Here is a 23,884-nt window from a genome sequence, read left to right on the forward strand (position 1 = left end):
TCGCGGGAGTCCCCTCACGTCCGTTTCGCTGTGCAGTCAGCCCGTTCCGCCGCTGGACCCACTCTGTACCTGCCGGACGCGAATTGCGAGCGCGAGGAACGTCGCAAAGAGCGTCAGCCCAATGGCCGCGGCCGCGGCGATGTCGTGCGCGGGCACCGTGTGGTCGGCCGCGCCCGCGAAGTTCGGGCCGAAGTACGCGTGGTGGTAGTCACCGACAATCGGGAGGAGGTAGTCGACGATGTCGTTGAAGCCGAACCAGGCGGCCGCAGCGCCCACGGCCGGGACGCTGAATTCGGCGTATCGGAGGATCACGAACGCCTGGAGTCCCATCCCGAGGTGGCTGACGAACAGGAACCAGAGATACGGGTCGGCAGTCGTGAGCACGTCGTTGATCACGACCTGGACGACGACGACCCAGAGACCGTATTTCAGGTTCGCCACGAAGGCCAGCGCGTGCACCCAGCCGCGGTTGCGCCCGATCCTCCACGAGAGGAGACTTCCGATCATCAGCAACGTCGCGAGAGGACTGTCGGGGACGACGGGCCACATCACGAGCGGGGTGTGCAGGAGTTGGAACCGATAGTACCAGAATCCGAACGCCGTGCCCGCGAGGTTGACGGCGATGACGACCCAGGTGAGTCGGAGTGCAAACTCCTCGACACGGTCGGGCAACGGAGCGAGATACGCCGGGAGGTCGGTAGCGGGGGGAACGGAAACCATCGTGTGTGGGCTACTCGCCGTGCTGGGACGACTCTCCGATCCGTCCGCTGCGCGGTGACTCGCGGCCGAGGTGAGACGGGGTCACAGCTCGACTCGGTCGCCAATCTCGACGACCTCGAGGTTCCTCGGATACTCGTAACTCCGCGCGTGGTGATGGAGCGTCTTCGGATCCGCGGTCATCCCTTTCCACATATCCCAGTGGCTCGGAAGGAACCGATCGAACTGGAGGTCGGACGCCGACTTCACGGCCTCGTTCTCCGTCGAGTACCAGCGGGTCCGGACCGGTTCGCCAGTCTGCGTGTCGTCGATGTTTCCGATGGCGCCGAACGCGAGGACGCCGAGGTCGATGTCGTACCGCTCGCCGAGTTCCGCGAAGTCGTCGTGCGGCTTCGTATCGCCGCCGTGGAAGAACGTGCCCGATTCGTGCTCGAAGACGTACGAGACTGGGTGCGTCGAGTCGGGATCGTGAGAAAACTCGACCGTGACGGTGAATTCGCCCACCTCGACCGTGTCGCCCTCTCCGACCTCGTGGAACTGGGCCTCCTCGACGCCGTACTCGTCGAGCCACGCCTCATCATCGAACACGACTGAGAGTGAATCGTCGGGCGCGTAGAAGTCCGCGCCGGTGTTCTCCAGGATCGGCCCCTGGCTGGGTCCGTGCGTGTGGTCCGTATGCTCGTGCGTGGCGAAGACGGCGTCCATCTCGGTGACGTCTGTGGGATCGAACGGGATGGGAACCATCCGCACGGTCCGCGGCGGATCGCCCGTTCCGAGGTACGGATCGATCGAGATTGTCGTCCCCGACGAACCCTTCAGAATGAACCCGTTGCAACCGAGATACCAGATCGCGACCGTTTCGGGGTCTGCCGATTCGACCGCTCGGGGCAGCCACTCGCCCCAGTCGCTTTGCGTCATACCAGTGGGTCTGACCGGGCACGGGCTAATTCTGTCGATTGCTGTGTCCGTCTCTGTCCGGACGGTCCACACGCTTGAATCCACGATTCTACATCAGATCGGGACACGAAGCACGCGAATTAGTCAGAAAACGCACGTTACAGTGAGTGTACATAGATATAGCATCTCCAACGACTCGATATTGCCTCAGATAGTTCCGGGAAAAAGTACTTATGTCACTACTCCTATCTTATGTGTGCTATGTCATCACGTGACAGGAAAACGGCCACCTTCTCGCAGATGGACGCGATGATCCGTCGAGTCGGGTCACGTGACTCTGCGTTGAAAACCGACCGTTCCTGAGTACCGAGATCAGTATCGCGCTCCCATCGTTCCCCCGCGACGCGATTCGTACGTCCGCGATTATTTCGCGTCGAGGTTGCCGAACGCCTCGTCGACGAGTTCTCCCGTGTCGGCGATGATGTCGGCCATCGCTCCGTCGTCCGGTGCCATTCCGACGAGCCGTGCGACTCGCATTATGCTGACGTGATAGACCGTCTGAACACCAGGTTCCTCCTGCCAGATCACGACGTTACAGGGGAACAACCCGCCCATTCGCTTCTCGGTCGCGTCGAGCGCTCGGTTCGCCATATTCGGATTGCAGGCTCCGAGAACGTAGTACGGATCCCGGCCGGCATCGACCTTCTCGTTGAGCATCTCCGAGGCGGAGAACTCGGTCGCGACGCCGAACCCGGCGTCGGTGAACGCCTCCCGCACGTGCTCGACCGCCGCTTCGTGGTCCATCTCCAGCGTCGCGCGTTCCTCGCCGATATCTCTCGCCGCAATCGCTTCTGGATCGATCGGTAGTGTCATCGCCACCGACTACGGGCGCGTTCGATGAAAACCTATGGTGTTGTGAATACCGCGCACAGGGCACAAGCAGAACGGGTCAGAGGGGGACGGGAAGCCAGCGCAGGGCGTCGAGGACCGCCTCGGGTGGGATCACCGGTTCGTGTAGCGCCAGCCAATCGAGGAGCGTCAACCCCAGTCCGTGCGCGACGATCGAAGGCAGGATCGACTGGCTGTGGTAATCCACCGCGCCGAAGAGGACGTCCGTCGGTCCCGAGAGCAGCAACTCAATCGGTGGCTTCCCAACGTGGTGAAGCGCGTACACGACGGGACTAATAAAGACGCTCTTGACTCCGAACTCGTCGCTGACGCCGACGCAGAGCAGACCGCGATAGTACGTCTCGGCGGCGACAACCACGAGCATCTGTTGGAGCGCGTGCGGGAGGAACTCGCCGAGTGCCGTCGAGGTTTGCCACATCGGGTAGTACGCGCGAATGCTCGGGAGCGATGCACCAACGAGATAGAAGGGAAAGACAAACGCCGCGAGTGCGAGCGTGTCGCGGAGCGCGACCCGATCAACGTGAAAACCCAGTTCGCGACCGTGCGTGAACGCCAACCCTGCGGGGATCAATAAAAAGAGTATCACATCGCGGATGACCCGCGCGGTAAGGTCAGTCGGTGAGACCGACCACGAGCTCCACGCGACCGAGAGCACGAGTCCGACGAGTAGCGTTCGCTGGAGCCAGGTTGATTCGCCGGCGGCGTCGCGGAGTCGGGCGTGGACGGACACCGTCCGACCGCGTCACTCCGTCTTGACAGCACCGTCGCCGATGACGTCCCGAACGAGGTCGACGAACGTTTGCCGCGAGTCGAAGTACGTCTCGTCGACGGATTCGAGGACGTCAGAAAGCGTCTGCGGCCCCGACGGCGTCCGAACGACGCTGTCTCCTTCCTGATTGATGATCCGACTCTTCTCGTGGGGCCAGGTGAGCCGGGCGGCGACCCGCGCCAGCGGCTGTCCCTCGACGGGCGTTTCCTCGCCCAGCTCGACGACGGAGCCCTCGTCGTCCTCCTCCTCTGCCATACGCCGCGATTTGCTATCCGCGACAATAATCCCTTCGACACGCCCGCTCACCCCTGAATGCGAGGCCGACACGACCCTCTGTACGCTCTCTCATTCCGGTTTGTCTCACCGTCGATCCCGGCGATTTGCGCCGTCTGTCGTACGTCTGTCTGACGCACCGTTTTGTGTGATGCGAACCAATAGCGGGTATGCCCAGTCTCTCGGAGGTCTACAGGGGGAAAGAATCGGGAGCGAGCCTCCAGCGACTGCTCTTCGGACTGGGGCTGTTTCTCGCCGGCGCGCTCCTGGTCGTGGCCGGAATCGTGGTTGCGACGACAGACGTCCTCTACGGATCGGATCTGGCGGCGTTAACAGCAAAGCGACAACTCGGCACCGTACTCGGCGGCGTCGGCATCCCGGCCGTCTTCCTCGGCATCTTCGCCGTGCTCCCGTCCGATCGGCTCACGAAGGCCGCGGCAGTCGTGGGTGCCGGAATCACCGTGGTCGGCGTCGCGCTCTTCACTTACGCGTACCCGTGCCGGTGGTCTGGATCACTCTGCGGGGCCGGGAAGCCGGATCTGACGCTTATGACCGTCGGCATCTACTTCCTCGGCGCAATCGTCACCTTCTGGTGTCTATTCGCCGGCGTGGCGAATTTTAAGACGCGCAACGACCCCGGCGGGACCGCCACCGTAAACGTGACACGGCGGAGCGAAACGAAGTACGTCCCCGTCGAACGGTCCCGTGGTGGGTTCGGCGGGATCGGACTCTTCGGTGGGACGCCCGACGGCGACGTCGAAACGCAGACGGGTAATCGCGGCGGGACCAGCCGTAGCAGCGCGAGCGCCGGGACCGCCTCCGACGGCGGCACCGAAGCGGAGTCGATCTCCTCGCCGCTCGCCGAGTCGCCGTCGGGGCCGGACCGCTCCCGCTTGACTTCGAGATCCGACACCGGACGCGACCTCGACACCGGTGACACGTACTGCGGCAACTGTGCGCAGTTCGAGTACGTCCGCACGGACGACGGAATCCGGCCCTACTGCGGCGCTTCCGAGGAACTGATGGATGATATGGACCCCTGCGAGGAGTGGACGCCGCGGTCGCGTCGCCGTTGACGCGTCGCCGCGAACGATTTCTCGTACCGCTCTTTCCGACTCTCCGGGAGATAGTTCGACCGTCGAGACGACTGCTGTTCGACTACGCTCGAAACTCAGAGTCCGTCGAGGCGCTCGCGGACGTCGTCCCAGTGGCTGCCCTTCCAGAACACCTGCCCGCAGTCGGGACAGCGCCAGCAGTCTGTCTCAGCGGGATCGGGCGCGTACTCCGGTATCTGCCCGTCGCTGTCGATGGCGTTGAGGCAGCCGTTGCAGGTCGCACACCGCACCGGCGGGTTAGCGAGCGAGAAGTCATAGCCCGCCGCCCGCACCTCTCGGAGTTGGTCGCCGACGTCCCGCGAGGTCAGCAGCACCGATTCGGCCACCCGTGCGGCGAGATCCGTATCCCTGGTGAGCAGCGTCCGCCCCGACTCGCGGGCCCAGTCGGCAATCACGTCATCACCGGGGTCGTCGGTCCCTCGTGACTCCTTTTCGTTCCGCTCGTCGCTGCCGTGACCGTCGCGGTCGCTGGCTCCGTCACGACCGGATCCCTCGCCTCTGCCACCGTCGCGGTCGTCGAGTACGTAGGTCGTATCGTACCCGCACATCCGCAGGTAGGTCGCGAGCTTGCCGAGCATCGCGTCCAGAAGGAGTCGGTCGGACACGTCGGGTCGGTCAGTGCAGGAACGACCGCAGTTCCTCGGTGCTCCACGCGTTCAGAACGTCCTCGCGCTCGCACCACCCGCGCCGGGCCGTGTGCGCGCCATACCGTGCGTACCCAAGCGCGCCGGGCGCGTGTGCGTCGGTATCGATCGCGATCGTCGCGCCCGCCTCCACGGCGATTCGGACGTGTTCTCCGGGGAGGTCGAGTCGCGCGGGGTCGGCGTTGATTTCGAGTGCGGTCCCGGCGCCTGCTGCCGCTTCGGCAACGCGCTCGATGTCGAACTCCAGCCCCTCGCGCTCGTTGAGCAGCCGACCGCTCGGATGGCCGAGGATGTCGACGCTCGGGTGCTCGACGGCCCGGACGAGTCGCTCGGTGGCCGCTTCGCGGTCCTGTCCGAGTGCGGCGTGTGGCGAGGCGACGACGACATCCAACGCTTCAAGAACGCCGTCGTCCGTCGAGAGGTCGCCGTCGGCGTCGATGTTCGCCTCGACGCCGTGCAAGAGCACGAGGTCCGCGTCGAGACCGTCGCGAACGTCGTCGATCGCCCCCATCTGCGTTCTGAGATCTTCCTCAGAGAGGCCGACATCACCCACCATTCCCGGGCCGGTCGCGTGGTCGGTCACGGCGTAGTGGTCGTACCCCCGTTCGATCGCCGCGTTGACCATCTCGTCGATCGACGACCGGCCGTCGGACCAGTCAGTGTGGGTGTGCAAGTCGCCGCGAAGCGCGCGCGCTTCGAGGAGCGCCGGGAGTGCGTCGTCAGCGGCAGCGTCGATCTCGCCGTTCCCCTCGCGGAGTTCCGGCGGGACCCACGGCAGGCCGAGCGCCTCGTACATCGACGCTTCCGTCTCGCCGGCGATCCTGTCGCCCACTCGCTGGCCGGTGCTAGGATTCGAGACCCCGGACACGTCGAAGACGCCGTACTCGTTCATTTTCAGGTCGCGGGCGATCGCGCGGTTCCGGAGTTCGACGTTGTGGTCCTTGCTGCCAGTGAAGTACTGCAGCGCCGCCCCGAACTCGTCGGGGACGACGACACGGAGATCCACGCGCACGTCGCCTGCGCGGACGCTGGCCTTGGCGTCGCCCGCCTCGATGGTGTCTGTCGCGCCCGGCCACGCGACGAACGTGTCGACGACCTCCTCGCCCGCCTCGCTGGCGACGAGCACGTCGACGTCACCGATTGTGTCACGCCACCGCCGGATCGACCCTGCGACGTCGACCTCGACGACGGCGTCGGTTTCGCGGAGATACCGGAGCACGTCGTCCGCGAGTGGACGCGCGTCGCCGAGGCGCTCTCGCTCTTGCGCCTCGCGCGCGAAGGCGACGTTCTCGCGGATGTTCTCCTCGGTCTTCGGCCCGAATCCTCTCACGTCCTGGATCTCCCCGGCCTCGGCTGCCGCTGCGAGTTCGTCGAGCGTGGTGATCCCGAGCGTCTCGTAGAGCGTGCCGACGGTCTTCGGCCCGACGCCCTCGACCCGCGTCAACGCCTCGATGTCGACCGGTAGGTCTTCACGGAGCGCTTCGAGTTCGGCGATCTTGCCGGTCTCGACGTACTCGACGATCTTCGAGGAGATGGCGTCGCCGACGCCGTCGATCTCCGCGACCGCCTCCTCGCCACCGGCTGCGAGATCCTCGATTGGTTCGGGGTGCTCTCGGATGTTCTCGGCGGCGCGCCGGTACACGCTCGGTTTGTACGAGACGTCATCCGCTTCGAGCAGGTCAGCGAACTCCTCGAATCGAGCGGCGACCTCGGCGTTTCGACTCACAGGCGACCACCGCCGCGTCCCCGAGACGGACCGCCCGTGTTCTCGCGACCGAGCGCCTGTTTCAGGAACTTCATCCAGCGCTTCTGGTCGGCGGTCTCCTTGACCTCGGCCTCCTGTTCGACGTCGACTGGCCGGAGTTGCTCGAGGGCGTTCAGCGCCCGATCGATGCCGACGATGCTCTCGGCCAGATCGACTCCCTCCTCGTAGGCGATCCCGCCATCTTCGATCTGCTGGAGGCGCTGGAGGCGCTCGCGACGGAGATTCTTCTTCGCTCGCTCGACCCGATCGCGCTCGCCCGGCGGAATCGTATCGCGCCGCTTGATCTCGAAGACGAAGTTCTGCAGTTCGATCTCTTCGCCCTGGACGTCGATCGAATCCGGGATGTCCGCACCCACCGTCGCAGCCTCCCGATTGACTCGCTCCAACAGTTGCTTTCGTTCGAACTCCTTCACGGCTCTCAATCACGTATTGCGGCGGCGCACACTTCGCTCCTTCGCTGCCCATAACAGGACTGCACTGGCCACGTGTCCCAGACGGCGGCAGTGGCCGCGCGGAGACGAAAGTACTTATGACGCCCGTGAATTACGAGCGATATGGGATTGTTCGATCGGTTGCGAGGGGAGGATCACCCCCGCGTCGCCTTCATCGGTATCGATGGCGTTCCTTTCAGTCTTCTCGACGATAACCCGGATCGGTTCCCCAACTTCACTGCGCTCGCCTCCGAGGGGAGCGCGGGTTCGATCGAGAGCATCGTGCCGCCCGAGTCGTCGGCGTGTTGGCCGGCGCTCACGACGGGCGTCAACCCCGGTGAGACTGGCGTCTACGGCTTCCAGGACCGCGAGAACGGCTCTTATGACACCTACGTTCCGATGGGTCGGGACGTTCAAGCAACGCGGATCTGGGACCGTGTCACCGACGCCGGACGAGAGGCGAGCGTACTGAACGTCCCGGTGACGTTCCCGCCGCAGCGCAACGTCCAGCGAATGGTCTCGGGCTTTCTCTCACCCGGTGTCGACAAGGCGGCCACCCCCGACGAGTTCCGGGACGAACTCGACGAACTCGGGTACCGGATCGACGTCAACGCCAAACTCGGACACGACGACGACAAAACGGAGTTCGTCGAGGACGCGCACAAGACGCTTGAACGCCGGTACGAGGCGTTTGAGAAGATTCTCGGACGCGACGACTGGGACTTGTTCTTCGGCGTCTTTATGACGACCGATCGGGTGAACCACTTCCTGTTCAAGGACTACGAGGAAGACGGCGAAAACAGAGAGGCATTCTTGGACTTCTACGAGACGGTTGACGAGTACGTCGGCGCTATTCGGGCGTCGCTGCCGGACGATGTGACGCTCGTGGTCGCCTCCGACCACGGCTTCACCTCGCTGGATTACGAGGTCCACTGCAACGCCTGGCTCGAAGAGCGGGGGTGGCTCTCGTACGAGAACGACGATCACGAGGAACTCGGCGACATCAGCGACGACACGCGGGCCTACTCGCTGATTCCGGGCCGGTTCTACGTCAACCTCGAAGGGCGCGAGCCCCGTGGGAGCGTGCCGAAAGACGAGTACGAGGAGACGCGCGACGAACTCAAAGCCGAACTCGAGGCACTCGAAGGCCCGGACGGCCGGAAGGTCGCCGAGCGCGTCGTCGAGAAGGAAGACGCCTTCCGCGGCGATCACGACGACATCGCGCCCGACCTCGTGGTGGTTCCGAACCACGGCTTCGATCTCAAGTCGGGGTTCAAAGGCGACAAAGACGTGTTCGGGACAGGGCCACGGAACGGGATGCACAGTTTCGACAACGCGACGCTGTACGTCGACGATCCCGACGCCAGCATCGAGAATGTCGATCTCTACGACATCGCCCCGACGATTCTCGACCTGATGGACGTCGAGTACTCCCGCGCCGAAGTCGACGGGGCGAGTCTCCTGAAGTAGTCGCTGGAAGCGCACCTGTCCCGACAGCCACAGGGTAGCTGACTCGCCGTCGTCACTGATCGCGTTGTTGCTCAGATAGAACGTCGCATAGATCCCGGATTACAGCAGATCGTCGAGTTCGTCGTTCCCCCACTGGTCGGCGGGGTCATCGTTCGCGGCGTCCTCTGGTTCGGCTTCCTGTGCGTCCGAGGCGCGCTGCATAAACGTCTCGATCCGATCAGAGCGCTCGACGCCGCCCAGGAGCACGAGCGTCGCGATCCGGTCGCTCTCGAGAGGGAAGTCGCCCCCGCGGACTTGAAGGCTGCCGGTCTCCTCTTCGACCCATTTTCGCGCGCGCTCTACACCCTTCCGCGGGATGGCGTCCTGGTTGCCGGCCACGATCAGGAGTGCGGCGTCGGCGTCGGCCGCGTCCGGAAGGCTCGATCCCGAGAGGAGCGCGCGGCGGGTGGTGCTCATCACGGTGTTGATGTTCCCCTCGGCGTTGGGGGCGGCCTCCGCCGACGCGAACCCGAGCGCGGCGATCCCGCCGGTCCGGAGGGTGTTGATGATCTCCGAAGAGTCGACGACGCTCTCGGCGACGCCGTCGACGGCCTCCCCGGACGCCAGCAGTAGTCCGACGCGCTGGGCGATCTCCTCGTTGATCGCGTCGAATCCCTCGGTGACGCTCTCACCGGCCGAGCGGAACGCGTCGTTGTCGACGAGCAACAGCGCGTCCGCCTCGCGAGCGAACGTCTTGAGCGAGCGGCCGGCGTTCACCTGATACATCGCGCCTTCGTCCCGTCCGGGGAGGATCCCGAGGCCGTAGACCGGAATATCATAGATGCGCTGGAGTTCCCTCGTGAGCACTGGCGCGCCGCCGCTCCCGCTCCCGCCGCCGAGGCCGGCGACGACGAAAATCGACTCCACGCCGGCGGTGATCCGACCGTCGAGCGCCGAGAGCACCTCGTTCGTGTCCGACCGCATCACCTCGGCACCGAGTTCGTTGTCGCCGCCGACGCCGTGGCCTTTCACCCGATCCTGCCCGATGAGGACGGTCTCGAAGGGGAGGTTTTTGAGGTCTGCCTTCGCGGTGTTGACGGCGACTGCGCCGCGGATGGATCCGAACCCCATCCGCTCGTCATATTCGACCAGTTCGCGGGCGAGTTTCCCGCCGGCCTGGCCGATGCCGATCAGGAGGGACTTCATATCCTCTATATTGCTAAGGTAGCCCTTGAACGTTCGCCCGGCCGGCGCGATTCGTGGCAGTGCGACTCGAACGCGGCCGTACGACGATTTATATCCGATGGCGAGGCCACCGTCGGTATGGCAAGCGAACCCGACCACGGATCGCGTCCGACGCCGTCGCCGACCGACCTGCTGGCCGCCACCGCGAGTACGTCACAACGACCCTCAGAAGCGGACGCCACAGCGAGTGACGCGGCGTGCGGGGACGCCGATGACGAGTCGGACCGCATCGGCGAGCTCGACCGCCGAGTGACCGAACTGGAAGCCGAACTCGACGCCGTCCGTGGACTCCTCGGTGGCATCGAAGCGGTCGACGAGGCAGTCGAACGACGGGCGTCGATCGCGCTCGCGAAGGCCGAAGCGCTGGAGGACGCGTTCGGGGCCGAGCAGAACGGACTCGTCCGCGAGCGACTGTCCGATACCGAGACGGCGACCGCGACGGAGCAACCCTCCCGGGAACACCCATCAGCGGAGCAGCCATCACCGGAACACTCGCAGACGGAGAAGCCGGCTTCGACGACGCCACCTGCAGGCCGGGTCCAGTCGCGAGACGGCCGACTGCCGTCGCAATCGGACGAGCGGTCACAGACAGCACCGTCAGCGGCGAACGGCTCTGACTCGGACGGAGCGGCGGGACTCGGCGCTCGGCTCCGAGACGCCCTGCGGTGATTCGCCTCGTCGTCGCGGCCGTGTTGACCGTTGCGACGCTCGCGGCCGCCGTCCCGGCGATTGCCGATGCTGGTGCGACGCGTGCGGCCGAGGGAATCGAGAGCGCGGCCGATCGAATCGAGCGCGCCGGCCACGGACTCGCATCGACCAATGACCCCGTCGAAACGCGGCGGCAGGCCGCGACGCGACGCGTCACTGTCACGCTCCCGCGAGCGTCGTGGACGACTGCCGCCCCCGCCTTCGTCGCAGTCGGTGGGCGACCGGGCGGTCCGGGCAACCGGTCCGTGGTGACTTACGCGCTGCCGTCGTCGCCGACGCGCCTCCGCGGACTCTCGCTTCCGGTCCAGATTCGGACGCCAACGGGCCCGGTCGTGTTCCGTTCGAGCGGTCGGCACGCGCTCTCGCTCGCGCTCGTTGCGGACGCCCGTGGCCCCTCGCTCGTCGTCTCCCGCGGGTCGCGTGGCTGAGGACGATTGTTTATATCCGATGACGCGACCACGAGCGGTATGACTCACCCCCTCGACTCCCTCGTCGACGGTTTCGGCGGCTCCCTGTCGGACGTCGCTCGCGCCGTACTGCCACGCGAGCACGACTCCGACGACGAAGCGACCACGGACCCGACCGTCTGTCGGTGTCGGACCTCGTTCGAGACTCCCGTCGGCCTCGGACTCTCAGAGCGGTGTGAACTCGTCGTCGATGCCGACGACTGTCCGGGGCGGGGACGACTCGAATCCGCACCGTCGTGCCGGACGACGGCGATCGACGCGCTCTCCCGGCGGGACGCCGACGCAGTTCGGACCCGCTGTGCCGGGCGCGAGCGGACCTACACCGATGCCGCCCTGGCGCTGCTCGTGGCGGCGGGCCGCTTCGTCGAGCGCGTCTCGTTCCACGACGAGTCACTGGCCGAGCGAGCGCACCGGGATCCACTCGCAGCGGCGCACCGAGCGACGGGACGAGCAGGTGCAGTCGGCCGCATCGCCGCCGAATCGGGGCTCGCTGTGGTTGCGACGCGTCTCGACGGTGGGCGTACTTCCCCAGCAGCGACGGCTGCGGATCCGTACGTGGCCGCGCTTCGCCCGTTCGTCGGGCCGACAATCTCGCAAGCGCACGCCTCGCGGGTGATCTCGCCGGACGCCAGCGCGTCCGAGACGCGCGAACTCCCGACCGGAGCGACTGTGCAGATCGTGGACTCTCCAGAGGCGCGTTCGTATCACCTCGCCCCCGTTGCTCACGACCTCGACGACGACGGAACGGCAACGCTGGCAGCCGCTCGTGATCTCCTCGCGAGCGGCTCTGTCGGGGGCGGTGAGCGCGCCCCCGGTCGGGCAGTCAGGCGCGTCGCAGACAGAACGCAACCAGTCGAGCGAATCGCTGACGTACTCGCGCGGCACACGCACGGACTCGGCCTCTTGGAACATCTCTTCGCCGACGAAGCGGTCTCCGACGTTCTCGTTTCCGCCCCGGTCACAGACTCGCCGGTCCGCGTCGTTGTCGACGGTGAACGACTCCCGACGAACGTCCGGCTGACGCCGGCCGGGGCCGCCTCGCTCGCCTCGCGGTTCCGGCGCGAGAGCGGGCGGGCCTTCTCGCGGAGTTCGCCGACGCTCGACGCCTCGCTTGTCGGCGAAACCGGCCGTCAGATCCGGGTCGCCGGCGTGACCGCGCCTGCCAGCGACGGCGTCGGATTCGCGTTCCGGATCCGCGGCGCGGCAGCGTGGACGCTGACCCGACTGATCGAAGCCGGCTCGATCACAGCCCGAGCAGCGTCGTTTCTCTCGATTGCGGTCGAGCGCGGCGCGACGATCATCGTGGCCGGCACCCGGGGGGCCGGGAAGACGACGCTACTGACTGCGCTGTTGTGGGAACTCCCGCCCGCGACGCGGCTCGTGAGCATCGAAGACACGCCGGAACTACCGGTCGCCTCACTCCGCGAGCGTGGCCGGGACGTTCAGTCGCTCTACACCGAGCCAGGGGGTCGGGATCCGACCGCCGGACCGGGAGGCGGGTCGTTCCAGCCGACCGACGCGCTCAGGTCGGCGCTCAGACTCGGCGACGGGGCGCTCGCTGTCGGTGAAGTCCGTGGAGAGGAGGCGAGCGCGCTCTACGAGGCGATGCGAATCGGTGCGCACGGCCACGCCGTACTCGGGACGATCCACGGCGACTCGGCCGCCGCCGTCCGTGAGCGCGTGGTCTCCGATCTGGGCGTGCCGCCGTCGTCGTTCGGCGCGACCGACCTCGTCGTCACCTGCGCCCGCGACGGCGACGAGCGATACGTCTCCGCCATCGAAGCGGTTGACGCGACGGGCGCGGAGTCCTCGTTCTATGCCCTCTTCGAGCGATCGGACGGGTCACTCCGCCGGTGCGGTCGCATTGATCGGGGTGAGAGCCTGCTCGTCGATCGACTCCGTGGAGACGAGGAGTCGTACGCCGATCTGCTGGCGTTGCTCCAGGAACGCACGGCGCGGCTCGACCGACTCGCGACGGCGGGGCTGACGCGACCGGCCGATCAGAAGCGAGTCCGTCGGGACGTGAGATGATGGGGTCCCAGACGCGGCTCGAACGACTGGTGCGCACACTCGCCGGCTGGTATCCGGGGTCCGTCGAACCGACTGATGAGTTGACGCGCTCGCTGATGTTCGTCGAGCGCGACCTCCGCGCCGAAACCGTCGTTGCCGCCGGGTACACCGCCGCACCGATCGTCGCTGTGGTACTCCTTGTGGCCACCGCGCTATCGATCCCCCAGGCCCCGATAGCGGTGGTGCTCCCGGCGGCGGTCGGGATCGGGCTGGGTGCGACACACCTCGTTCATCGCGCGCCCGTCGCCGCGGCTACGCTCCGTCGAACACGGTCGCTCGGGGACGCACCGGGGCTCGTCGCTCGCGCGGCACTCCGGTTACGACTCGACGCGACACCGGAGCGGGCGGCGCTGTTCGCCGCGCGAACCGGACAGGGGCCGCTCGCACGCAGCCTCGCAGCGCACGCTGAGCGGTCGCGTTCCGGTCCCGACGCCGGTCTGCAGCCGTTTGCGGCCGAGTGGCGTGAGTGGTTTCCTGCGCTGGAACGGTCGGTCTCGCTGCTCTCGGCCGCCGTTGCGGTTCCGGTTGAGGACCGCGAGGAGGCGCTCGACCGCGCGCTGGAGACCGTCCTCGACGGGACTCGGACCGAGATGGCCGAGTTCGCCGGAAGCGTTCGCGGCCCCGCCAGTGGGATCTACGCTTTCGGCATCTTGCTGCCGCTGGCGCTCGTCGGCGTGCTCCCTGCGGCACGCGCCGGTGGCGTGTCGGTCCCGGCGAGCGTGTTCGTCCTACTCTACGATTGTGTGCTCCCTGCGGGACTGGTCCTCGCGGGCGCCTGGCTACTGCTTCGTCGGCCCGTCGCGCTCGCGCCCGTCCGAGTGACGGCCGCTCATCCGGCGGCTCCGTCCGGACCGATCCGCGGCATCGCCGCCGGTGTCGCTGGCGCAGGTGTCGGGGCAGTCGTGGGAGGCGCACTCGTGCCCTGGGGGTGGTCCATCGGAGCCGTTGGCCTCGGACTCGGCGCTATGCTGGTCGTTCACTATCGATCGATGGCGGCGATACGAGCGGACGTCAGAGCGGTCGAGGAGGGCCTCGCCGACGCCACGGGTGTCGTGGGTCGCTGCGTGAGCAGCGGCGAGCCGGTCGAGTCGGCAATCGAGTCTGCGGCCGACGCGACCACCGGGCGCACCAGCGACTGCTTCGCGGCCGCTGCCGGCGTCCAACGGCGACTACGAATCGGCGTCTATCGCTCGTTTCTCGGGGAATACGGTGCCTTCGCAGACGTTCCGAGTCCACGGGCGCGAGCGACTGCGTCGCTTCTCGCGGTCGCCGCACGGGAGGGCCGGGCGGCAGGACCCACGCTCGTCGCGTTGGCCGATCACCTAACGCAACTCCAGCGCGTCGAAGCGTCGGCCCGGCGGGAACTCGCGGCGATCACCGGAACGCTGAGTCACACGGCGGCACTGTTCGGCCCACTGGTCGGCGGGGCGACCGTCGCGATGGCGGCCCAGATGGCCACGGCCGAGGCCGCACAGTCAGCGGGGTCGGCGGGCACAGTGACGTCTGGCGCTGCCCTCGGGACCGGGAGTGGATCGAGCGCAGTACTGCTCTCTCCGTCGGTGCTCGGGACTGCCGTGGGTGCGTACGTACTCGCCCTCGCGGCCATCTTGACGGCCCTGGCGACGGGGTTGGACCGCGGGCTGGATCGGTCGCTCGTCGGATATCGAGTCGGCCTCGCGCTCTGTTCCGCCACTACAGCGTACTTCGCGGCGTACGTCGGGGCAGCAGCGCTGTTCTGAGCGTGTGCCGAGCGCGAGCCTTTATATACGAGAGGGAGACCATCGGCGCTATGTTCGACGTGACGGTGGACGCGTGGTACGGTTGGATCGGCCTCTCACTTGCGGGCGTCGCCTTGCTCGGCGCGACCGCTGGACTCCCGACGGAACCGCCGCCGGATGCCGCTGCGGTGGGGGCAACTGTCGACCGCGTCGCGGCCACGGAGTATGCCGCAACTGCGGAGCACCCGCTGGATGCCGATTCGATTCGCCTCGGGACACGACGGATCGCCCTTCGCTCCGAGGCGGGGACGGCACACGCGTCGCTGGCGTTCGGGCCCGTCACACCGGTTCCGGTGTCGGAGTCGCCGCTGCGTGACGTCCTCCACGGAACACCGCCGGACCGGGTGTACGACTCGCCGGATGCCTTTCGCCAGGCGGTCGTCGGTGCCCGTGCGACCGCGAGCGACGCACCCTGGCGCGAGGTCGATCGGACGCTGCTCGTCCGTCGGACCACGTGGGAGGGCGTGGATGTCGTTCTCGTTGATGCGTGATCGCAACCCGAGGTCGGGGATGCGAGCGCAGACGACTCCGGTGGTCGCGCTGATCGCTCTCTTCGCCGTTTGCACCGGCGTGTCCCTCTACGCGACGACACTGGACTCGACGATGCCGACCGAGACCGACGACGCACTCGCCGATCCGACCCTCGACCGTATTCACGACGTTGTGAGCACTGGCGGTGTGGTCGATCCCGTCGCCCTCATCGGCGCGAGCGACGTCGCCCCCGACGGCTACCGCGTCGCCGTCGCGGTGACCACAGAACGAGGGCGGTGGACGAACGGACGGCGCCCCCCGCGTGGGGAGCGATCCGGAGTCGACCGCGCGACCCGCCCGGTCAGCGTCGCTTCCGGCGAGGGCGACGTGATCTGGGGCCGACTCACTGTCTGGGTGTGGCGATGAACGTCGCCGTCGACGCGGCGGTCTGTCTCCTCCTCATCACAGCGGCCGTCGTCGGCCTCGTAACCGTCGATCGATCGCCTGCGGCGACGCACGGCGCGGCCGACGCCGTCGCCGATTCGCTCGCTACGACGACCGGACATGTCAACTACTCGCTCGCACCGGGCGTGCGCGAGATGCGAACCTCAACGCCGACCACCGATGGCGTGCCTGCAGTCGCTCTCGATTCGCCGGAACTCCACCGCACGGCCCACGGAAGTCTCGCCGGCCTGCTGGCCCGCGGCGCGATGGCCGGCAGCGGCGTCGACCTCGACCGGGAGCGCGGTCGGGGATCGACCGCCGACCTGTCACCCCTCACCCGAAGTCGAGTGCAGTTCGGGACAGCCGTCAGCGACGCAGTCCGTGCCCGAACCGGTGCGTCGGTCCGGATCGATGCGATGTGGCGTCCGTACCCCGGGGCACCGGTCGGCGGACACCTCGGTGTCGGCCCCGAGCCCTCGTCCGGTCGGGTCCACGCGGCGACGCTCAGGATTCCGACGGGCGTCGAGCCACCGGCCCTGCCGGCCGCCGACGGATTCGACCGACTCGGGACGATCGTCGCCGAACGGACGGTGACTGTCCTCGTCCCTCCCGGCCCGGCACGGCTCACACTCCGCGGCGACGACCCGGCGGCGGCACTGGTCCGTCATCGCTACGCGCGACTGGCGACAGCCACCGACGCCTCGGTGGCGGCACCGCTCGCGACCGAGGACACGGCGGCGGCCAACGCGCGGATCGCACGCCGCCTCGCTCCTCGGATGACTGCCGACCTTCGATCACAGTACGAGAGCCCCGAGGAAGCCGCTTCGGCGGTCTCGGTCTCCTCCGTCCGGATCGTGGTTAGAACGTGGGACGACGCTGGGGGTGAGCGATGATGCGGCTCGCCGAAGACGACCGCGCCCGAATCCCCTTCGCGCTCCTCGGCGTGTTGCTTCTCGTCGGCAGTTCGACGTTCGCCGCTTCGCTCGCGACGCCCGGACCCGCGCCGGTCGATCGATCAGCCGACGTTGTGGCAGACCGTGTCGATGCCGAAGCGACGGCCGCCCTCAGAACCGCCGCTCGCGACGCTGCGACGGCCGCCGCCCGTGATCCGGTCACCGTCACGGCCGACAGCGACGCCGGGACCGCGCTCGCTGGCTCCGACATCTTCCGTCGCTATCTCCGACTGCGGATCTTCCTCGCCGCCCGAGCGGCGATGGACCCGATCGAACACCGACGCGGCGAGAGCGTCGCCCGCGCGTCGTTCGGGGACTCCGTCGCGGATGCTTCCGAGGCGATCGAACGCGTTTCCATCGCCGGCCTCGACGACGGAACGGAACTTCAGGTGACGATCCGCGGGCTCGAACTGACGGTCGAAAGCGAGAGCCGAACGCTGGAGACGCGCCGGGTGAACCGCACCGTCACCGTTGGCATCCCCGTGCTGGCGCTTCACGACCGCACGATGAACTTCCAGGAGCGGCTGAACGCCGGTCCGCTCGAAAGCCCGGGGCTCGCCCGCCGCACTACCGTTGGCGTCACGGCGATGGCGCAAGCCCGCGGTCTGGGACAGTACGGCGGCCTACCAATCGAGAACGTCGTCGGGAACCGTCACGTCGCGCTCTCGACGAACGCCGGACTGCTCGACGCACAGCGGGCCGCGTTCGGACGAGCCGATCCTGACGCGGCCGCCGGCGTCCGGGCAGCGACACTTCGGACCGGTCTCACTGATCTCCTTGGGGCCCGAGCGGACCCGCGAGTCGTCTCGGCGGTCACGGGCCGACTTCCGGATCCGAACGCGGCCGAGCGGTCGGAAACGAGGACTGACTGGCGTTCCCTCCCGGCGACACGAACCATCTCCGTAGGGGTAAACGGGACCGCTGACGAGGCGTTCCTGAGTCTGCTCCGGGGATCGAACGGCGCGCAGCGTCTTGAATCGATCCGGCACGACGGCTATCGGGCGACGGTCTCAGTTCGCGCCGGTGTCCGGACAATCGACGACGAGCGCCGCCCAACACCGCGACCGCCCGGGGAAAACTGGACGCTCGCGCACTCGGACACGTCGAAGGCACTCTCCGTGACCGAATACAGAAGTCGACGCCGAGGGAACCCTCGGGTCGGAGTCGGGACGCGACGACTCTACTCGGCCACCCGACGGGTCATCGAGCGATGGCGCGTTGAGCGGACGTGGGTGAAAGTCAACGAGACGCCCCGAACGACGAGCGCTTCCTGGCGGGACGTCCACCGCGTCCACATTATCGGGACCGGTCGCCTGCGTGAAACCGCCGCACCGACCCGTCCCCTCGGATCGGTGTTCGAGAGCGGTGGTGCGCTCTCCGGACCGAACCTTCGGGAGGGACGGTCGGAGGCCGATCGGCTCGTTTCCGCTCTCGGTGGCCCCGACGCAATCGCCCGAAAGGCCGCGACGGGCGGGCGAACGAGCGGATCCCGGGCGATTGTGGGAGAGCGCCCCGCCGACCTCGACGCCTGGGTGTACGCCGACCTCGCCCAACTGCGAGACCGCGTGCGCACCCTCTCCGTCGACGTTGCTGCCAGCGACGCCGCCACCGGTCGCGCGAACGGCGCGGCGCGACTCGCAGCCCTCGTCCGTGACCAACGGGCCGAGTTGCTGGACACCCCAACCCGGTACGACGGTGTCGCGGATCGGACTCGTGTCGCCGCCCGCGCGGCCTATCTCGATCGGGTCGTCGCGCGACTCGACGACCGCGCCGGGCAGACCCGGTCGCAGAACGACGGCATCGACCGCGCGCTCGACGCGAGCGGTCTCGGTCCCTCGCGGGTGGCCGAACTCGCGGCGCTTACCCCTCACGCACCGTCACCACGGACGAACGTCGGCGAGAAAACGGGCGTCCGCGGCGAGACGGTTCTAGTCCCCGACGCCGACCCCGCGTATCTCGCCCTCGACCCCGTGGAGGGCACCCTCGTCGACGGCATCGCCGACGACGAGCGGTACGTCGGACTCGCCGTCAGAAACGTGAACGTATTCAGCGTGCCGTACGGCGACAGCGCGGATCTGGTCACGCGAACGCTCCTCGGCGACCCAGGTCGCGTCTCACTTCACACAGCAGGGCAGGCCCTCCTCGCCGCCGATTCGACGCTCGAAACGCATCGGAATCCACAGTTGCGGGCTCGCCGGGACGCGCTCGCACGGGCGGTTGAGCGTTCGATGAGAGACGTCAGAACTACTGCTACGCGAACGCTCGCTCGGGAAACGTCACTCAGCCGGGACGAGCGCCGCCGGGTCGTCGATCAGTCGTTCGACCGCTTTGACGGCCCCGGCGAGCGCTCGGTCGCCGCGACCGACGGGTCGCTGGCCCGCGCGGTGGCCGCTGTCGCGATCAAACCGAACTCCACCGGGCGGCGGGCCTCGGCTCTCGCCGCAGACCGACTCAGCACTGCCCTACGAGTTGAGCTCCGGCGCGTCGCAACCTCCGAACGCGTTCGCGTCCCGGAATCGGCCGTCGACGACGCCGTCACCTCCACCCGCACGTTCGCCGAGAAGGCGGTGACCGACGCCGCAGGCCGGGCCACCGAACGGGGCGTCGCTCGCGCGACGAACGACACCATCGGCGGGATCCCAGCGGGCGTGCCGCTCTCGCCGACGCTCAGTCCATGGGTCGCCACGGCGAACCTTTGGGTCGTCGAGTCCCGCGGTGCGTACGGCCGCTTCGCTGTCAGCGTCGAGGAGAGCGAAACGGCGTACGTCCGGGACGGTGCGGTCGTCGCGCTCGATGTCGATGGAGACGGTGAGACGGAGGCTTTAGGGCGGAGCGAACGTATTGGATTCCGGGTTCGGACGGTCGCCGTCGCGGTCGTTCCGCCGGGCAGACTCGGCGTCGGCGACACCGACGGCAACGCAGACGAGCGGTCGATGGCCTGGAGCGGTTCCGCACCTGGGCCGCGCTGTGTTACGACTACGGGACAGTGCTACCGAGAGTAAAGCGAAAGCCGGCGGAAAACGCCGTCTACGGGAGCCGCGCGGCGATCAGTTCTTCGAGGTCGTCGCGGAACTCGTCGACCTCGATCTCTTCGAGAACGGGCACGAAAAAGCCCTTGACGAGCATATTCCGCGCCTGCTGCGGCGGAACCGACCGCGAGACCATATAGAACAGGTCTTCTTGATCGACTTGCCCGACCGTCGCGGAGTGAGAGGCTTCCGTGTCGTGATTGTGGATGATCAGCTTTGGCGACGCGTCGGCCTCGCTTTCGTCCGACAGCATCAGCGTGTTCTCGCGCTGGTAGGAACTCGTGTTCCACGCGTCGCGGCCGACGTCTTGGACACCCTCGTACACCGAGCGCGCCTCCTCGTCAAGGACACCGCGGGTGACGAGATCCGCCGTCGTGTTCTCGGCTTGGTGCCAGACGCGCGCGTTCACGTCGAAGTGCTGGTCGCTGTGGCCGAAGAACGCGCCGACGATCTTCGTCTCGGCGGAGTCACCGTTGAGTTCGGACTCGACGTCCGAGCGGGTGAGCCGAGAGCCGAGGTTGCCTTCGATCCAGTTGACTGTCGCGTACGTGTTGACGTCTGCGCGCTTGAGCGAGTAACTGTACGTGTCCTCTTCGAGGTCCTGTAGCGACCCGTACTGCACGTACGAGTTCTCGCCGGCGTCGATCTCGACGAGGTTCGAGAAATACCGGGCGTCGCTGTCGACGCTCTCACCGGACTCGATGCTCTCGAGGATAGTTACCGACGACGACTTCTCGGTAACGACGAGCGTGTGACTGAACAGCGAGCGGGAGTTCATCTCCGCGCGGATCGTCACGTCCTCGGCGTCGACGCCCTCGGGAACGTAGACGACCGTTCCGGTGGTGAAGAGCGCCGCTGATAGCGCCGTCAGGTAATTCTCTTCGGGATCGATCGTCGAACCGAACGCGGATTCGACACGTTCGGGGTGCGCGTCGATCGCTTCGGCGAAGGTGAGGACTTCGACGCCCTCGTCGCTCGCGCGCTCGGTCTCGTCAGCCTGATCCAGTGGGTCGACGAGCGACTCGAAGTCGAGCGCGTCGAGGTTGGTCCAGCGACGGCCCGGCGTCTGGATGACATCCGGGAGGTCGAGCGTCTCGAGCGATTCGAGCGCGTCGAGGCGGGCCTCGAGCAGCCACCCGGGCTCGTCGCGGCTCTCTGAGATCTCGCGAACGGTCTCTTCCGAGAGGTTCGCGGGCAATTGGACGCCGCTCATACTATCCGAGGCTCCCCTCCATCTCGAGTTCGACGAGGCGGTTGAGTTCGACCGCGTACTCAATCGGGAGCTCTTCGGTGATCGGCTCGATGAAGCCCGAGACGATCATCTGCTTGGCGTCGTCGTCGTCGAGGCCGCGTGACTGGAGGTAGAACACGTCCTCGTCGCCGATCTTGCCGACCGTCGCCTCGTGGGCGACGTCGACTTTCGACTCGTTGATCTCCATATACGGCATCGTGTCCGACGTCGACTCGTTGTCGAACATCAGTGCGTCACACTCGACGGACGTCGAGGAGTCCGAAGCGCCGTCGGCGATGTGGACCAGCCCTCTGTAGTTGGTCCGACCGCCGTCTTTCGAGATCGACTTCGACTCGATGGTAGACTTCGTGTTCGGCGCGTTATGATAGACCTTCGCGCCGGTGTCGATGTTCTGTCCGTCGCCGGCGAAGGCGATAGTGATGTGATTGTCGGAGGCCCTCGGCCCCTTGAGGACGGTCGAGGGGTACAGCATCGTCGCCTTCGAGCCCATCGAGCCGGAGATCCACTCCATCCGGCCGTCGGCCTCGACGAGCGCGCGCTTGGTGTTGAGGTTGTAGGTGTTCTTCGACCAGTTCTGGACGGTCGAGTACTGGACGTGGGCGTCCTCGCCCACGAAGACCTCGACGCCGCCGGAGTGCAGATTGAACGCGGAGTACTTCGGGGCACTGCAGCCCTCGATGTAGTGTACCTCCGCGCCGTCTTCGGCGACGATGAGCGTGTGCTCGAACTGGCCCATCCCCTCGGAGTTCATCCGGAAGTACGCTTGGACGGGCATCTCGACGGTGACGTCCTCGGGGACGTACACGAACGAGCCGCCGGACCAGACCGCACCGTGCAGCGCGGCGAACTTGTTGTCCGACGGGGGGACACACTTCGTCATAAAGTGCTCCTTAACGATTTCGGGGTGCTCCTGCACCGCCTCGTCCATATTCATAAAGATGACGCCCTTCTCCTCCCAGCGCTCCTGCATATTCTGGTAGACGACTTCGGACTCGTACTGAGCGCCGACGCCGGAGAGCGCGTTCTTCTCGGCTTCCGGGATGCCGAGTTTGTCGAAGGTGTCTTTGATCTCGTCGGGGAGTTCCGTCCAGTCGTCGACGCCAGCGCGGACGTCGACGTCAGGCCGGATGTACGGGACGATCTCTGCGACGTCGACTTCCGAGAGGTCCGGCTGGCCGGGCCAGTCGGTCGGCATCGGCATCTTTTGGAACTGCTTCAGCGCCCGAAGACGCCGGTTCAGCATCCATTCGGGTTCGTCTTTGTCCTCGGAGATGACGCGGACCGTCTCTTCGGTCAAGCCCTTCTCAGTCTGGAACGCGGAGGACTCCTCTTTTTTGAAGTCGAAGCGGGCTTCGGTGTCAGTGTCTTTGAGGTGATCTTGTTCGGAACTCATAGTGTGTAGTGTGTGTTTACGGTTCGTTTCTTATAGGCCTGTGCGTAACCAAACATAGTTACGCCGCCTCGTAGACTTCCTCGCGAACCCAGTCGTAGCCGTGATCTTCGAGATCCTCAGCGAGCGACGCGTCGCCGCTCTTGACGACCTTTCCATCGAGCATAATGTGGACGTGGTCGGGCTCGACGTATTCGAGGATTCGCTGGTAGTGAGTGATCTGGAGCACGCCGGTGCCCTGTTCGTCGCGGAGCGCGTTGATGCCCTTTGCGACGTCCTGAAGACGGTCGATGTCGAGTCCGGAGTCGATCTCGTCGAGAACGGCGATCGATGGCTCGAGAATTGCAGCCTGCAGCACTTCGTTCTGCTTCTTCTCGCCGCCGGAGAAGCCGGCGTTGAGATAGCGCTGCATAAACTTCTCGTCCATATCCAGAATCTCCATTTTCTCCTTGAGGAGTTGCTGGAACTCGGCGACGCCGATTTCGCCGTCGTCGGCGGGACCCTCCATCGGGGAGTTCTCGTAGCCTTCGTCCTCCTCGACGTCGGTATCGTCTTCGTCCTCGTCCTCGAAGAGTTCTTCGCGCTCGTCGAGCTTGGCGTTGAGCGCCGTGCGGAGGAAGTTCGTCATCGTCACGCCTTCGATTTCGGCCGGGTACTGGAAGCCGAGGAAGATACCGAGCGCCGCGCGCTCGTTCGGTTCCAGATCGAGCAGGTGCCAGGTTCGATGCTCTTCGGGGATCTCGAGTTCCTCGCCGAACTCGTCGTCCTCGAGGTGGAGCAGGATCTCCCCGTCTGTCACCTCGTACGCGGGATGTCCGGCGATCAGCTTCGCCGTCGTCGATTTCCCGGAGCCGTTCGGACCCATCAGGGCGTGGATCTCACCGGAGTTAACCTCCAGGTCGACGCCACGAAGAATCTGTTCGCCACCGTCCTCCGCCACGCTCGCGTGGAGGTTCTTGATTTCGAGTGTAGCCATCGTGTTTCGTTGCCTCGTACCGATAAAGTGGGCTCTGTCGCTCATAATGGTTACGCATTCGCCACCCCGAACTTTACTGTAGAGAAAATATATTTGCAATTCCCGAAACAAACCTCAATCGTCGGCATCGAC

The 23,884-nt window shown here is 66.5% G+C and carries 22 protein-coding genes; 10 read left to right on the forward strand and 12 right to left on the reverse strand.

The genetic code is table 11. The features are described 5' to 3' along the window. Positions 1 to 36: 36 nt before the first annotated feature. The 5 genes from ABEI27_RS11310 to ABEI27_RS11330 form a co-directional block, all read right to left on the reverse strand. Positions 37 to 720, reverse strand: coding sequence for a DUF1405 domain-containing protein (locus tag ABEI27_RS11310; RefSeq protein ID WP_375799509.1), 684 nt, complete (start codon positions 718 to 720; stop codon positions 37 to 39). Between the two features lie 81 nt (positions 721 to 801). Then, complete coding sequence (locus ABEI27_RS11315; protein WP_375799510.1) at positions 802 to 1,635, reverse strand: MBL fold metallo-hydrolase; 834 nt, start codon at positions 1,633 to 1,635, stop codon at positions 802 to 804. 402 nt (positions 1,636 to 2,037) lie between these two features. Continuing rightward, positions 2,038 to 2,487 carry a DUF302 domain-containing protein gene (locus tag ABEI27_RS11320; protein ID WP_375799511.1) on the reverse strand — a complete coding sequence of 150 codons (450 nt, stop codon included), beginning with the start codon at positions 2,485 to 2,487 and terminating at the stop codon, positions 2,038 to 2,040. Between the two features lie 76 nt (positions 2,488 to 2,563). After that, the gene (locus ABEI27_RS11325) at positions 2,564 to 3,253 is read right to left on the reverse strand and encodes a type II CAAX prenyl endopeptidase Rce1 family protein (protein ID WP_375799512.1); all 690 of its coding nucleotides are present in this window, start codon (positions 3,251 to 3,253) and stop codon (positions 2,564 to 2,566) included. 12 nt (positions 3,254 to 3,265) lie between these two features. Then, positions 3,266 to 3,547 carry a DUF5789 family protein gene (locus tag ABEI27_RS11330; RefSeq protein WP_375799513.1) on the reverse strand — a complete coding sequence of 94 codons (282 nt, stop codon included), beginning with the start codon at positions 3,545 to 3,547 and terminating at the stop codon, positions 3,266 to 3,268. Between the two features lie 188 nt (positions 3,548 to 3,735). Here ABEI27_RS11330 and ABEI27_RS11335 point away from each other — a divergent pair, with 188 nt between their 5' ends. Beyond that, the gene (locus ABEI27_RS11335) at positions 3,736 to 4,641 is read left to right on the forward strand and encodes a ribonuclease BN (RefSeq protein WP_375799514.1); all 906 of its coding nucleotides are present in this window, start codon (positions 3,736 to 3,738) and stop codon (positions 4,639 to 4,641) included. Positions 4,642 to 4,736: 95 nt separating this feature from the next. On the opposite strand, the gene ABEI27_RS11340 is transcribed toward ABEI27_RS11335, so the two are convergent. Genes ABEI27_RS11340 through ABEI27_RS11350 form a run of 3 tightly spaced genes read right to left on the reverse strand, consistent with a single transcriptional unit; the run spans position 4,737 to position 7,502 of the window. Next, entirely contained in the window at positions 4,737 to 5,285 is a 549-nt protein-coding gene (locus ABEI27_RS11340; RefSeq protein WP_375799515.1) for a Mut7-C RNAse domain-containing protein, read from the reverse strand. Positions 5,286 to 5,295: 10 nt separating this feature from the next. Next, the gene (gene polX, locus ABEI27_RS11345; protein WP_375799516.1) at positions 5,296 to 7,050 is read right to left on the reverse strand and encodes a DNA polymerase/3'-5' exonuclease PolX; all 1,755 of its coding nucleotides are present in this window, start codon (positions 7,048 to 7,050) and stop codon (positions 5,296 to 5,298) included. Further along, on the reverse strand, positions 7,047 to 7,502 hold the full coding sequence (locus ABEI27_RS11350) for a DUF5788 family protein (RefSeq protein WP_375799517.1): 456 nt from the start codon (positions 7,500 to 7,502) through the stop codon (positions 7,047 to 7,049). The genes polX and ABEI27_RS11350 overlap by 4 nt, the downstream gene beginning before the upstream one ends. A gap of 141 nt (positions 7,503 to 7,643) precedes the next feature. Between ABEI27_RS11350 and ABEI27_RS11355 the strand changes: the two genes are divergently transcribed. Continuing rightward, a complete protein-coding gene (locus ABEI27_RS11355) occupies positions 7,644 to 8,990 on the forward strand; it encodes an alkaline phosphatase family protein (RefSeq protein WP_375799518.1) in 1,347 nt (448 codons plus the stop codon). A 99-nt stretch (positions 8,991 to 9,089) separates the two neighbouring features. Here ABEI27_RS11355 and ABEI27_RS11360 read toward each other — a convergent pair whose 3' ends face one another. Then, the gene (locus tag ABEI27_RS11360; protein ID WP_375799519.1) at positions 9,090 to 10,175 is read right to left on the reverse strand and encodes a tubulin/FtsZ family protein; all 1,086 of its coding nucleotides are present in this window, start codon (positions 10,173 to 10,175) and stop codon (positions 9,090 to 9,092) included. 117 nt (positions 10,176 to 10,292) lie between these two features. Here ABEI27_RS11360 and ABEI27_RS11365 point away from each other — a divergent pair, with 117 nt between their 5' ends. From ABEI27_RS11365 to ABEI27_RS11400, 8 genes are read left to right on the forward strand one after another with little or no spacing between them, the layout of a single operon-like run. Further along, positions 10,293 to 10,883, forward strand: a complete 591-nt coding sequence (locus tag ABEI27_RS11365; RefSeq protein ID WP_375799520.1) for a hypothetical protein — start codon at positions 10,293 to 10,295, stop codon at positions 10,881 to 10,883. Then, entirely contained in the window at positions 10,880 to 11,350 is a 471-nt protein-coding gene (locus tag ABEI27_RS11370; protein ID WP_375799521.1) for a hypothetical protein, read from the forward strand. The genes ABEI27_RS11365 and ABEI27_RS11370 overlap by 4 nt, the downstream gene beginning before the upstream one ends. A 39-nt stretch (positions 11,351 to 11,389) precedes the next feature. Beyond that, complete coding sequence (locus ABEI27_RS11375; RefSeq protein ID WP_375799522.1) at positions 11,390 to 13,420, forward strand: ATPase, T2SS/T4P/T4SS family; 2,031 nt, start codon at positions 11,390 to 11,392, stop codon at positions 13,418 to 13,420. After that, the gene (locus ABEI27_RS11380) at positions 13,420 to 15,198 is read left to right on the forward strand and encodes a type II secretion system protein (protein ID WP_375799523.1); all 1,779 of its coding nucleotides are present in this window, start codon (positions 13,420 to 13,422) and stop codon (positions 15,196 to 15,198) included. The genes ABEI27_RS11375 and ABEI27_RS11380 overlap by 1 nt, the downstream gene beginning before the upstream one ends. 50 nt (positions 15,199 to 15,248) lie before the next feature. After that, positions 15,249 to 15,728, forward strand: coding sequence for a hypothetical protein (locus tag ABEI27_RS11385; protein ID WP_375799524.1), 480 nt, complete (start codon positions 15,249 to 15,251; stop codon positions 15,726 to 15,728). A gap of 19 nt (positions 15,729 to 15,747) precedes the next feature. Next, positions 15,748 to 16,134, forward strand: a complete 387-nt coding sequence (locus tag ABEI27_RS11390) for a hypothetical protein (protein WP_375799525.1) — start codon at positions 15,748 to 15,750, stop codon at positions 16,132 to 16,134. After that, entirely contained in the window at positions 16,131 to 17,045 is a 915-nt protein-coding gene (locus ABEI27_RS11395) for a hypothetical protein (protein ID WP_375799526.1), read from the forward strand. The genes ABEI27_RS11390 and ABEI27_RS11395 overlap by 4 nt, the downstream gene beginning before the upstream one ends. Then, positions 17,045 to 20,107, forward strand: a complete 3,063-nt coding sequence (locus tag ABEI27_RS11400) for a hypothetical protein (protein WP_375799527.1) — start codon at positions 17,045 to 17,047, stop codon at positions 20,105 to 20,107. The genes ABEI27_RS11395 and ABEI27_RS11400 overlap by 1 nt, the downstream gene beginning before the upstream one ends. A 25-nt stretch (positions 20,108 to 20,132) precedes the next feature. On the opposite strand, the gene sufD is transcribed toward ABEI27_RS11400, so the two are convergent. The 3 genes from sufD to ABEI27_RS11415 are packed head-to-tail and all read right to left on the reverse strand — an operon-like array spanning position 20,133 to position 23,752. Beyond that, entirely contained in the window at positions 20,133 to 21,347 is a 1,215-nt protein-coding gene (sufD, locus tag ABEI27_RS11405) for a Fe-S cluster assembly protein SufD (RefSeq protein ID WP_375799528.1), read from the reverse strand. 1 nt (position 21,348) lies between these two features. After that, complete coding sequence (gene sufB, locus ABEI27_RS11410) at positions 21,349 to 22,779, reverse strand: Fe-S cluster assembly protein SufB (protein ID WP_375799529.1); 1,431 nt, start codon at positions 22,777 to 22,779, stop codon at positions 21,349 to 21,351. Between the two features lie 58 nt (positions 22,780 to 22,837). Beyond that, the gene (locus ABEI27_RS11415; protein ID WP_375799530.1) at positions 22,838 to 23,752 is read right to left on the reverse strand and encodes an ABC transporter ATP-binding protein; all 915 of its coding nucleotides are present in this window, start codon (positions 23,750 to 23,752) and stop codon (positions 22,838 to 22,840) included. Between the last annotated feature and the right edge of the window lie 132 nt (positions 23,753 to 23,884).

It is taken from the genome of Halobellus sp., assembly GCF_042218505.1.
Taxonomy (GTDB): domain Archaea; phylum Halobacteriota; class Halobacteria; order Halobacteriales; family Haloferacaceae; genus Haloquadratum.

Bases quoted from the DNA above. Each gene is read 5' to 3' on its own strand.
- ABEI27_RS11320 (WP_375799511.1), bottom strand. From the start codon at position 2,487: ATGACACTACCGATCGATCCAGAAGCGATTGCGGCGAGAGATATCGGC.
- ABEI27_RS11390 (WP_375799525.1), top strand. From the start codon at position 15,748: ATGCGAGCGCAGACGACTCCGGTGGTCGCGCTGATCGCTCTCTTCGCC.
- ABEI27_RS11330 (WP_375799513.1), bottom strand. From the start codon at position 3,547: ATGGCAGAGGAGGAGGACGACGAGGGCTCCGTCGTCGAGCTGGGCGAG.
- ABEI27_RS11380 (WP_375799523.1), top strand. From the start codon at position 13,420: ATGGGGTCCCAGACGCGGCTCGAACGACTGGTGCGCACACTCGCCGGC.
- ABEI27_RS11400 (WP_375799527.1), top strand. From the start codon at position 17,045: ATGCGGCTCGCCGAAGACGACCGCGCCCGAATCCCCTTCGCGCTCCTC.
- sufB (WP_375799529.1), bottom strand. From the start codon at position 22,779: ATGAGTTCCGAACAAGATCACCTCAAAGACACTGACACCGAAGCCCGC.
- ABEI27_RS11415 (WP_375799530.1), bottom strand. From the start codon at position 23,752: ATGGCTACACTCGAAATCAAGAACCTCCACGCGAGCGTGGCGGAGGAC.
- ABEI27_RS11375 (WP_375799522.1), top strand. From the start codon at position 11,390: ATGACTCACCCCCTCGACTCCCTCGTCGACGGTTTCGGCGGCTCCCTG.
- ABEI27_RS11355 (WP_375799518.1), top strand. From the start codon at position 7,644: ATGGGATTGTTCGATCGGTTGCGAGGGGAGGATCACCCCCGCGTCGCC.
- ABEI27_RS11360 (WP_375799519.1), bottom strand. From the start codon at position 10,175: ATGAAGTCCCTCCTGATCGGCATCGGCCAGGCCGGCGGGAAACTCGCC.
- sufD (WP_375799528.1), bottom strand. From the start codon at position 21,347: ATGAGCGGCGTCCAATTGCCCGCGAACCTCTCGGAAGAGACCGTTCGC.
- ABEI27_RS11365 (WP_375799520.1), top strand. From the start codon at position 10,293: ATGGCAAGCGAACCCGACCACGGATCGCGTCCGACGCCGTCGCCGACC.
- ABEI27_RS11385 (WP_375799524.1), top strand. From the start codon at position 15,249: ATGTTCGACGTGACGGTGGACGCGTGGTACGGTTGGATCGGCCTCTCA.
- ABEI27_RS11335 (WP_375799514.1), top strand. From the start codon at position 3,736: ATGCCCAGTCTCTCGGAGGTCTACAGGGGGAAAGAATCGGGAGCGAGC.
- ABEI27_RS11310 (WP_375799509.1), bottom strand. From the start codon at position 720: ATGGTTTCCGTTCCCCCCGCTACCGACCTCCCGGCGTATCTCGCTCCG.
- ABEI27_RS11315 (WP_375799510.1), bottom strand. From the start codon at position 1,635: ATGACGCAAAGCGACTGGGGCGAGTGGCTGCCCCGAGCGGTCGAATCG.
- ABEI27_RS11395 (WP_375799526.1), top strand. From the start codon at position 16,131: ATGAACGTCGCCGTCGACGCGGCGGTCTGTCTCCTCCTCATCACAGCG.